Genomic DNA, 11,138 nt, shown 5'->3' with positions numbered 1-11,138 from the left:
TATTACTGGGATAACTCTATTAAGGATTTATCCATAAGCACTCAGTTAGACAGAATACACAAAGATTGTGAGAGCGGTAAGGGATACCCAAACGATATAAATCTATCGACTTGGGGAAGTCTAAGGGTTTTTAACTGTTGCCTATAATCTGGTATTATCTATAATAATCTGTGATTATCTATAATTTGATTTTATGCTACTAGGATTCAAAACAGAGTTACATCCCACAAACCAACAAAAAACCTTACTAGCTAAACACGCTGGTGTAGCACGTCATGCTTGGAATTGGGGCTTATGGTTAACTAGAAATATCCTTAATCACAATTCCGATAATCCTTCAGGTAAACTTAAATTTCCCACATCTATCGACCTGCATAAACTCTTAGTCTCAATGGTTAAACCTAATAACTATTGGTACTACGAAGTATCTAAAACAGCACCTCAATATGCTTTGAGGCATTTATCCAATGCTTGGAAACGTTGCTTCACTAAAGTGTCTGGTCAACCTAAATTTAAGAAAAAAGGTAGAGACGATAGTTTCACTTTGGATGGTTCAATATCAGTAGGTTTTAATCGGATTAAATTACCTAGAATTGGATGGGTAAAAACTTATGAAATTTTGCCAGACAATGTTAGTCCAAAGTCTGTAACTATTAGTCGAAAAGCCGACCGTTGGTTTATTAGTTTTAAAATAGAGACAGCAACCATAATTACGGATAAATCAGTTGATGTCGTTGGTGTAGATTTAGGTGTAAAATCTTTAGCTACACTTTCAACTGGTGAGGTTTTTGTTGGTGCAAAATCGAAAAAAAAGTTAGAGTCTAAACTATCGCGACTGCAATACCTTAACAGGAATAAAACCAAGTTTTCCAATAACTGGAAAAAAGCGCAACTCAAAATAGCCCAGTTACACACAAAGGTAGCTAATATCAGAAAAGATACATTGCATAAACTGACTACCTATCTAGCTAAAAACCACAGCCAGATAGTAATAGAAGACTTAAATGTATCAGGCATGATGGCTAATCATAAGCTAGCTAAGGCTGTTGGGTCTATGGGGTTTTATGAGTTTCGTAGGCAGTTGGAGTACAAGTGTGAGTTATACGGTTCTGAGCTAATCATTGTTGATAGATGGTTTCCTAGTTCTAAGACTTGCAGTAGGTGCGGAGCTGTGAAAGAGTCTCTGTTGTTATCAGAGCGTGTTTTTAATTGCGAACACTGCAATTTAAGCTGCGATCGAGACTTGAATGCAGCATTAAATTTAGCTATGGCGGGCAGTTCGCCCGTGAATGCCTGTGGACTGGATAACGCCGACGTTGCCAGAGCGAAGCAGGAATAGAACAGATTATCAGCAAGAAAATCATAGATTTCTATAGATAATCATAGGTTTCTAAGAACGGCTAAACATGGTTAAAAATAGTTGACGAAAGGTATAGCATCCTTCTTTCATGTCGGCGACAGCCGTTAACGAAGTTATGCGCCAGCAAAACGACTGAGCGCGGGACTTCCCGCCGGGGGAGTTAAAAATTGATTGGAGATTTAGACTGAAAATTCTCATTCTCTTCTATTAACACTGAAAATTCATACTCATATCCACGAAGATTAGAATCTAATTGTAAGGTGTATACCCCACTCACTGGCATAACATCTGTCCATTCACTTTCATTAGCTTCAACTGCCATAAGTTGGCCATCAGGAGTAATAATTGCTGGGAAGACATCTCCTAAATTTTTGATACTAAGGGTCTGACCCTGAATCATCCTAACCCGGTAGTTATGACTACCAGTACCAATAATTTCACCTTTAACAATAGCTGTGTCGCTTTCTGGGGAAAAAGTAATAGTCTGATCTACTCTTGAGCAAGTGCTACGAGTTCGGTTCTTCGCAACCCAACCTGTAACAGGATTACTAATTCGTAGCCAACCAGATTGTTCATCTGTAACAGAAACAAAGGCATTATTGTTAAGTTGACCAACTATATTACCTTCTTTAACTTCTGGACTTCTACGAACATTCAGAGGTGCTTCAGGATCGTCTACTATAGCCATAACTATTTCGCATCCTGATGTTGGTGGTGTAATCACAACTGGACTAGATTTTTGACTAACTAAATCTGAGGAGTTAGGAGTTGAAGACTTTTCTTGGTTTAATTCTACTGTAGTGACGGGGTCATCAGCACCGTCGAAGTGGAAGGAATCTACTAAAGCACTAGCTTGAGAAACTTGAGCATGAGCAAATGTACTAGCAATAATGAAAGGAATAGCAGCGATGGAAGCAATGATTTGGTTTTTCATGGTTTTTGAATTGATTTAATCGTTGTTTAATTCAACAATTTCAGTATCATTCAACTTCAAGGTGAAAGTCATTGACAGTTACAGACAAAGCCGATGGTAAATTCTAACCATTAATCATTGCACTTTTCAGCAATTATCCTGATTTCTGAGTCGGGCTATGGGCATCGGGCATAGAGGATTGGGTATAGTGATATTACCAATTCCATACAAAGCCCCAATTTTGACCCTGTTTCTGAACATCAGAGTACGACATCTCTGCTTTCTTGGCATTACTGAGCAAATTGATGCCAAAGGGCACGGTCAACAACAGACGAAACATGTGGTTGCGCTTTCCATAAGTCACTTTGCGAGTTATCCATGTCACAGCATCTGCTTCTGGCTTCCAGTGTTTGTTGTACTGGGCAGCGGCTTCCTGGAGGTGCTCGATCTCGAACCTCTCAATGCATTGATCCAGTACTATCGCCGACTCCATCGCAGCATTTATTCCCTGACCGATGGGTGGAAACGGTGCACCTGCGTCGCCCAACAACACTGCCCGTCCGCCGTGTAGTTGCGAGCAAGAAACCATCCTACCAATATGGTAGGTCTTCCGCGTTACAAAACTGGCGAGCGAATCGTCACTGACCATTTTTAGGACATCGGGAGCATGTTGTTTGAGCAGGGCACGGGCATCTTCAACCCCGTTCAACGACAGTTCATGGTCTGAGCCCACGCTGCAAAACCAGCGCAAGCTATCGGCTTTTCGACCACTAATTGCACCAACAACTAAAACTATCGGTAAACCTCCGAATACATGTAAATAGTGCGGATCGAGATGTCCTGTGTTTTGATCGAGTTCGAGCATTGTTGAGTAGTTCGGGATTTCTCCATACTCAGTTATTATGCAGGGTAATTGCTGCTCCATCTTTCGCCGTACCAGTGAGCCGCCACCATCCGCACCAATCAAAAAGTCAAACTGCAAGGTGTCACTTTGCCCATCTTGTTTAATTGAAACCTCTCCCGTTTCCACATTGACCTCTTCAACTTGGGTGTTAAATCGGCAGTCAATGCAGTCGCCATAGTCTCGCTCCACAACAGTCATCAATGAGCGGAGGATGTCACCGCGCGATCCCGTCCAACCTTGCTCTTTCCATTCCTCAGTCACTAAGCCGTTAAATACTTTGATCCCTTTAAAGGGAAGCATATACTCATCGAAGACATCTGTGGCTTCAATGTAGCGTAGCGCCTTCAACCCATGCCCGGTGATGTCAATAGGGTATGACCGATCGGGATTAAATTGAGAAGTGTCTGCGGGATGTGGGTCCCGTTCGAGAACAGTTGTATGGATGCCTCGACGTGCAGAGGCAATAGCAGAGACCAGTCCGGCTGGACCACCGCCAATAATAGCGATTTTACTTGTTTGATTCGTCATCATTATTATTCTCCTTGATTCGGTTTCAAATGGGCTTCCAGTCATAAGCTCATCTGCTGATGCTCTTCGATGATTCGATGAGCATCCTGATGAAATATCCGCACAGCATATTTTAATTAACTGCTCATTATTAATCGCATTAATTTAATCGTTAGTAAATATAAACAAGATATTGTAACCATCAGCCTGGGGAGACTCGATATCTTTCATTATTTTCTCCTTAAATTTATTTGTTTCAAAAATTTCAGTACATTACCGGATGGAGTTTTCCCCGAATGTCTCCATAAAAAGTTTGGGCTTTAGTGTGTAAATTAAAATAAAGTTCTCCTTTTTGGGCAATGTATTGCATACCTGCAATTGTTTTGACATTATCAGGTATACCCGGAACAATTGGACATCCCGCAGTAAAAGCACCTACAATCCCCTGTCCAGAATTAGATACTTTTTCAATATCTTCATTCCTAAGTTCTACTTCAAAAGTGCCATCTGCAAAATTTTCCTGGATATTAGAAGAATTAGCAAAATCAATTAGTATAGGACCAAGTTGATCTGGTCTACCGCAATGAATATGGAACATATTAATGTCTTCAAAATTGACATTTTCTGTCTTGACATACACATAGGCTTTACTGAGGTCATTGGTAATCCTAAGCATTCCATGTCCCCGAGATTTACGCTGATTTCTTGGTACAGATGGTTCTTCTGTAGATAAAAATTCTTTGGGAGCAAAGGGGGGTGTATCTTCCTCTTCAGCTGGTTCCTGGTTTGGATTTAAAAATGCTTCGTAAACAAAGCCGATTTCTTGTCCTTTATTTGGAGAGAGCGTAACAGATTGGGTTTGAGTTGCTGCAAGTGTCTTTCCGGGAACAAACAACAACAAAACCACAAAAATGACTATGATGATCGATAAAGGTTTAGTATTCATTGAATCTTTTTCCGCAAATAATTTGTTTAGTAATTCGACTGGGGATGTTTATCCCCTGAGTCAAAAGTTAAAGTAAAAGCATCAAAACCAAACACTAAACATCAATGCTTTCTAATTTAGCCCAAGTTTGATTGCCAACAATTCCATCTACAGTTAAACCATAGTATTTTTGAAACTTCTTCACAGCTTCTTCTGTAGCTACACCAAATATTCCATCAACTGCTAAAGAACCAAATTCAATACCATTTAACCGTGTTTGCAGATATTCAACATCTTCACCTTTGCTACCAAAACATAGAACTGGACGAGAATTTATATCCTTTTCAGAAACATCAATAGAGTCTACAACAGCCCAAGTTTGATTGCCAACAATTCCATCAATGGTTAAACCATATTCTTTTTGAAAAGCCATTACAGCTCCTTTTGTAAGATTACCAAAAACTCCGTCAACTACTAGGCTATTATCAACAACAGTTGCATTCAAAACTACCTGTAAATCCTTAACATCTTGACCGATGCTACCAAGGCTAACGGTTGAATGAGTGGTGGTTTGAGTTGCATGAGTCATAATTTTCTCCTTGTTTTTTGAATTAATTGAATCGTTGTTTAATTCAACAATTTCAGTATCATTCAACTTCAAGGGGAAAGTCATTGACAGTTACAGACAAAGCCGATGGTAAGTTCTAGCCATTAATCATTGCACTTTTCGGCAATTCTCCTGATTTCTGAGTCAGACCATGCCCAATGCCAATGGAAAAATACAGCGGATTCCAAGTTTATGAGTTGAACGACTTAGATTATTGCTGGTAACAATTATTTTTTCATGGGGACTACCTTCCAAGAGAGTTCACAAATTACACCCCCCTTGGGTAAAGACTCCCGACGAAATTCTCCTCCCAATCTTTTTGCTAATAAATGGCTGTGTTTTGTACCTTGTTGTTCCTTTCCTGGCTTGAAACCATGGCCATTATCCTGTACCTTAATAATATAATTACCCTCACTTTCTTCCCCCGTAACTACAATTCGAGTTACACCACGAGCATGTTTACCTACATTACACAAAGCCTCCTCCAACCACAAACACAAGTCGCGTTTCATTTCCAACGTGAGGGAAGGTTGAGTAATAGGTGCAAAATTCCGTACTTTGACTCGAATAGTTTGGAAGCAAGGAAGATTGCGTTTAAGGGTTAGAGAGTATACTTCGTGAAGTACATTATGCAAAGGAAGATTTAGGTCGATAGAGGTTCCTTCTCCCAAGCGAAGACAATTTTCCAAAGTAGCAGATTCTAAAATTTCTGGCGAGCTTACTGACTTACTAGCTGTATTATTTTCATCTGTAAAACTGCGTCCCACTGCACGAATTTCAGTATTGAGTTCGTTCAAACGCTGTAAAAATTCTGCTTGAGATATCTGCTGGGTTTGCACATCTCTTTGCAGTAGTGCTAGGGTTTGCAGTGGTCCATTATGAATTTGGGTAAAAGCTTGTTCCAAAGCCTTTTGGCGAATACTCTGCAGCTCTATGATTTGAGCATAATATTGGAGACGTTCGGCATACAAGCTTTCCACCATTGACTGGAGACGATTATGCAAAAAAATCAGTGCAGTTTGCGTCCCCATTACTGGTCCGAAGGAGATGAGTAAATCTAGCCCTCGTAGGGAGTATAGTTCTTCTGGGTTAAAAATGAAGTAGGCCAAAATAGGTCCTGCAACACCTATCCAGAGGAGTATAGTTGCCAAGAGCAATCGTTGGGGACGCAGGGTGATCAACATCAACGTCATCAACATCAACGATGCTGAGGATATCGGTGGTAAATTATCTACAAGACTAATGTTTGATGAGGTAAATGCCTTCAGAGAGTAAAACCAACCAGGCATCACAACAAACATTACACTCTGAAATAAACTCAGATTTATTACTTGTTGCAAACTCTCTGGTTTTGTATAAAGACGTATCAGTAATATTAAAGATGTAATTGCGAACAGGGGAGGATTAATTAGATGAAGCGGGTGGGTATTGAGTTCCAACCTGTGGATGATAGTGGAAATAGTTGTACCTACAACCGTCAAAATCAAAACAGCTAGAACCATTCGACGCTTTAGTTTACTTTGGGGATCTAAAATAGTAGACATAATATCCTCATTGATTAATCAATCTAGTAAACCTTTTTCCCGCGCACGGATTTGTGTTAAAGCTCGAATGTTTTTTCCAGGTTCAGGATAAATTCCCAATACATCCTGAATTTTCGACCAGTAGTGACGAATCATACGTTCTGACTTATACATTGATTGAGCAATAGCTTTATCTTGCAAACCTTCTTCAAAAGCAAGTCGCAACACTTCCAACCACTCGGGTTTGACTTCCAAATCAGTTTGTAAATCCTTAGTATGAGTAAGTCCTTGCATCGCCCATTCCATCCGAGTTAAAAAAGTTTCTACAGTTTCGCTTTTATCAGCAATTGTAAATCCTCCTTGATGGGCATCAATTTCAGGTATGAGGCGAATTAATGCTTTGATGCTACTACTTTGCACCATCAAGTTAAGTTGCGGATAATCTTGCATTAATTGCTTGAGTAAGCCCAATCCATGCTCTATTTCGGCGGTTGTTCCCGATTCCTGGGGAATAGACAAATCGGCGATCGCTAAATCAGGATAATGTAGAGCAACTTCCGTAAAAGCTTCTTGCGCAGTTTGAGCTGAGAATATTTGGGCATCCCCAAAGCGATCGCTTACCAAACTAATGGTTCCATTTAACAGTAAGCGATGGTCATCAATAATGAGAATTTTGGGTTGTTGAATATTCATCTTGAGTCAAATAAATTACACTGTTTAGTGTAACTCAGCACATGAATCCTAGTAGTTTGACACTCGCCCTTTAAATCAATTGATTATAAAGGGCGAGTGTCAATCTCAACCTAGCCCGCTACCCAATCAGGTGGCGGCCCCAATACCAACTGCAGCCTCTCAAAAAATTCCACAGGCATCACCCCCAACAACCCAGTCAACAAACCAACAAGCGTATCAACAGATACGAAATCCAGGATTTTTCGGCCAAAAATCTTAACTACCTCAGCCACTTCATGAGCTAATTCCTCCGCTGTCATGGCTTGATCTTTCAAATCCTGCAACAGAGTAGGTATCCAACTCTCCAAAAAAGTAAAAGCTTCCTCAAACTCAGTATCCACAACAGTTTCAAGACTGTGCAATTTGTTATTATCTATTAGAGAATATATAACTGTTTTGCACATTTGCTCAATCCGCTTAAACCCACCTGGAGTAAGCTTTTTACCCTTTCGCCCCACACCAGTACGGTCTAGATTGATTATTTCCCCCACCTTAGCTTGATTAACCTTTTGGCCTTCTTTCACCAAATTAAACACAGTCTCCACCAACCGACGGTTAACCTGCTCACCTTTAGGAGCCGCTTGTGGACAAATATCAAAACTACTCACAACATTAACCGTTGCCCCCGGATAATTCTTCTTAATTTCAGCAATTTCCATCTCATTAAAAGGAGCAACATGATAAATAGTTAATCCCTCATTCTGACGACGGTTTGCCCTCAGACGAGCATAAGTCTGAATAGTCTCATTCATATTCTGGCGAACCACCCACTCCCCATACCTACCTGTCAACTTATTAGGCACAACAGCACATCCTGTAGTTGCTTGCCATTGAGCCGCCATAGCAGACAAATTCCGAGTCTGCTTACCCACACAAATCAATAAATCATCCTTTTGAGATTGATTACTAGCACGGTTATCCCGGAAATGATACCCCAAGCGTCCAATATTTTCTATATCCTGATATTGCTCCATAAATCCCTGGAAATCAAACAAAGTAGACGAATTAGGTTTATTCTCTTGATCAGCGATCGCCTGCACCAAAAACTTAATTCGATTACCATTAGCATACCGAGAATCATAACGACGCTGAGTACCACAAGCGCCCATATCAGTAATTAAGTTGATGGTAAGATTACTATAGTCAGGCAATTCCATCTCCACCACCAAAATATACTTACCCGCCTCATCAAACTTAGCCTGCTCCAACTCTTCACGAATGGCCTCAACATTTTTGGATAAATCTTGATACCCTTCATCCTCAACAGTTCCTGGCCAATGAATAAGTAAACCCTCAGCAATAGCCAACTCTTCAGTAAGTAATGAAACTCTTTCAGGTGATGGTTTACCCAAGCCAGTAAGTCGCTGTAAGTCCTTCACATCAGCAGTAGCATCAATATAAATATTAAACGCCGAATTCTTAACTAACTGTTGTGGATGACGACTTGGACGAGTAAATGTCAACTCCTTATGTGGTGTAATTCCCAAACTAATTTTTTTGTTACCACAAAATACATCAAGCAGAGGGGAAAGCCAATTGAGATGGACTTTTTGTTGAATTAGCATTTGTTTCTCTGCTGGAGTTTGAGTTGCAGAGAGCATGGACAAACTTTTTTCTAACCATGAATAGACTTCATCTCTGATATTCTCTAAGCTAGGGATAACCCATTGATTTTTACATCCAACAACTATGGGGTCTCCATCTTCATCAAACTCATTAGTATAAAGCCATTCATTTTTTCCCCAAATATCACTTCCAGAGCGCTTGACATTTGTAGTTGTATTTGTATTTTCAGGCCGTGAAATTTTTTCTATTTTCTGGGAAAGAATTTTCTGATAATTCACCTGGTTTGTTGTATCCCAATAAGAATAATGAGAAACTGAACCTGTGATGAAATCGAATGATTCTAGTAGTAAGTTATTTGGTTTTTGTAGTAGAAATTGTTTGTGTAAAGAAAATTGACCATCTATGATTGGACATGTAGCTAAACAATCCTTAGAATATTTTTTGAGAATTTTTTTGTCTAGTTTATATCTGTCTGAATTTTTCAATGGGAGAGAGAGTGTCAACCACATTTGAGAATAAGCTTCAAATATTGCCCCGTCTAATTCGGAGCGAGTAGGTAATTTGGCCATCACATCAATATGAGAATCACCATATTTTTTATTCTCTGCATTAATAGAAGCGATCGCTTTCTGGAAAGGAACTAATATGGCCTTTAATGCCAATTTCAACTCATCAGGCAAACCAGCACCATCAACTTTATCTGCGACAAACTTCTGAATTTCAGTCAAACTTACCTTCAGAGTCTCAAACGGAACAATATTAGCCTCAGCTTCTTCAATCACCAAAATATCCGAATGCCGAGATTTACCAAAACCAGGTACAGATGAACTGATATAATTTTCCTCTTCTTGAATGCGTTGCCTTTCTAAAATCAGAGGACAGCCAATATCACCATTCTTATCATACAGCAAAGGGCAAGTTTTACAAATAGGTGAATCTTTGCCTGCAAAGACTTGTATACCTTTTTTCTTGGTTTCCAGAAAAGTATATGTTTCAGGGCAATTAGGGGGTATGTCAGGTATTTCATCTTTTTTGACTCGGATTAAATGAGGATTTCCTAATGCTGTGAGTCTATTCTCATCTTTTTTCAATCCTAAATGTTTGCCAGGAAGAGGTATGAATTTACGTTCAATACCAGCGACAGAGGGATTTCGATAATTAGCATCTAAGTAAATAATTCTTGGGTATTTTTCATCAATGACATTACCCATTTCATCAAATTCGATATCAGGTTCAATACCAAACAAGGATAAGTCTAATTTATCTACACTCCAAGACTTACCACCTCCGGCGTAGATATTCCACAGAATATTTCTGAACCCGTTCAAATAAGCTTCAGCAGTGAGAAGTGGTAAATCTGCACTACTGCTGATAATTATTTTTGGACAACCCATCTCTACCCATTTCTGAAACTCTGGCAAATGTCCTGGTTCATATTTTATTGTGTTTTTCTCCAGATTGCCTTTTTTGTCAGTGCTTTCCGTTACCGATTTTAGTTTAGACTGTTTGAGTGGACCAAATAACTTCCTGGTTTTACCTGCAACCCAGTCAGCAAAACTTTTGCCCGCTTTAGTTTCTCCGATTTTATCCCACCATTGCTTTTTTGTTATTGGCTTTGATTTATGTTGTGGTTTTGATTTATGTTGTGGTTTCCACTCCGGCAGTTCTACGCCAGCATCACTAGCTAACTCTTCAACTATCTCTATAAAATCCTTGCCTTTAGGTGTACCATGACCACCATTAGCAAAATGTCGATATTGTACTGCGTGGCCTCCTTCTTCACAACCGTGACAATACCAAGAGTTATCGGTAGGGTTAACTTGAAAAGCTGTACCGCTACTACCTCCGTGCTGAGGGCAGAAGCCAACCAACTTCTTACCATGTTTCTTGAAGTTGTGGCCACCCCAATCATAAATATCTTCAGTGGATAAACGAGGCAAAATGTCCAGCTCTAGGATATCGGCTAAAGAGTCGGCAGTGCTGAGGCTAGGGTGAGCTTGTCTCTCTAGCTTACGTTGCTCTAAGTATCGTTCTCGTTCTGCTTTTTTCTCAAAAGCTTCAATAGTTGCCTTAGCTTCCTTATCAGCTAGCTCTAGGAGTA

At 39.8% G+C, this 11,138-nt stretch carries 8 protein-coding genes; 1 reads left to right on the top strand and 7 read right to left on the bottom strand.

Translation table 11 applies throughout. The annotated features are described in order from the left end of the window. Window positions 1-193 precede the first annotated feature (193 nt). On the top strand, window positions 194-1,339 hold the full coding sequence (locus F6K15_RS35950) for a transposase (RefSeq protein WP_293070612.1): 1,146 nt from the start codon (window positions 194-196) through the stop codon (window positions 1,337-1,339). A gap of 181 nt (window positions 1,340-1,520) precedes the next feature. On the opposite strand, the gene F6K15_RS35945 is transcribed toward F6K15_RS35950, so the two are convergent. The 7 genes from F6K15_RS35945 to F6K15_RS35915 all read right to left on the bottom strand — a co-directional run. Further along, on the bottom strand, window positions 1,521-2,294 hold the full coding sequence (locus F6K15_RS35945; RefSeq protein WP_293070610.1) for an SH3 domain-containing protein: 774 nt from the start codon (window positions 2,292-2,294) through the stop codon (window positions 1,521-1,523). Window positions 2,295-2,487: 193 nt separating this feature from the next. Beyond that, a complete protein-coding gene (locus F6K15_RS35940) occupies window positions 2,488-3,708 on the bottom strand; it encodes an NAD(P)/FAD-dependent oxidoreductase (RefSeq protein WP_293070609.1) in 1,221 nt (406 codons plus the stop codon). 241 nt (window positions 3,709-3,949) lie between these two features. Beyond that, a complete protein-coding gene (locus F6K15_RS35935; protein ID WP_293070607.1) occupies window positions 3,950-4,630 on the bottom strand; it encodes a CHRD domain-containing protein in 681 nt (226 codons plus the stop codon). A gap of 94 nt (window positions 4,631-4,724) precedes the next feature. Continuing rightward, window positions 4,725-5,198 carry a peptidoglycan-binding protein gene (locus tag F6K15_RS35930; protein WP_293070606.1) on the bottom strand — a complete coding sequence of 158 codons (474 nt, stop codon included), beginning with the start codon at window positions 5,196-5,198 and terminating at the stop codon, window positions 4,725-4,727. A 245-nt stretch (window positions 5,199-5,443) separates the two neighbouring features. After that, a complete protein-coding gene (locus F6K15_RS35925) occupies window positions 5,444-6,760 on the bottom strand; it encodes a hypothetical protein (RefSeq protein ID WP_293070604.1) in 1,317 nt (438 codons plus the stop codon). Window positions 6,761-6,778: 18 nt separating this feature from the next. Next, window positions 6,779-7,432 (bottom strand): response regulator transcription factor, encoded by a 654-nt coding sequence (locus F6K15_RS35920; RefSeq protein ID WP_293070603.1) that lies wholly within the window; start codon window positions 7,430-7,432, stop codon window positions 6,779-6,781. A 110-nt stretch (window positions 7,433-7,542) separates the two neighbouring features. Next, window positions 7,543-11,138, bottom strand: a 3,596-nt coding sequence (locus F6K15_RS35915) for a CHC2 zinc finger domain-containing protein (protein WP_293070601.1), incomplete at its 5' end; no start/stop codon positions are given.

Origin of the sequence: Okeania sp. SIO2B3 (genome assembly GCF_010672525.1) — a bacterium.
Classification (GTDB): domain Bacteria; phylum Cyanobacteriota; class Cyanobacteriia; order Cyanobacteriales; family Microcoleaceae; genus Okeania.
Note: the sequence above shows the minus strand (reverse complement) of the source record. Positions and strands in the feature narration are given on the sequence as shown.

Coding starts and splice junctions, on each gene's coding strand:
- F6K15_RS35950 (WP_293070612.1), top strand. CDS start 194: ATGCTACTAGGATTCAAAACAGAGTTACATCCCACAAACCAACAAAAA.
- F6K15_RS35940 (WP_293070609.1), bottom strand. CDS start 3,708: ATGATGACGAATCAAACAAGTAAAATCGCTATTATTGGCGGTGGTCCA.
- F6K15_RS35925 (WP_293070604.1), bottom strand. CDS start 6,760: ATGTCTACTATTTTAGATCCCCAAAGTAAACTAAAGCGTCGAATGGTT.
- F6K15_RS35935 (WP_293070607.1), bottom strand. CDS start 4,630: ATGAATACTAAACCTTTATCGATCATCATAGTCATTTTTGTGGTTTTG.
- F6K15_RS35930 (WP_293070606.1), bottom strand. CDS start 5,198: ATGACTCATGCAACTCAAACCACCACTCATTCAACCGTTAGCCTTGGT.
- F6K15_RS35945 (WP_293070610.1), bottom strand. CDS start 2,294: ATGAAAAACCAAATCATTGCTTCCATCGCTGCTATTCCTTTCATTATT.
- F6K15_RS35920 (WP_293070603.1), bottom strand. CDS start 7,432: ATGAATATTCAACAACCCAAAATTCTCATTATTGATGACCATCGCTTA.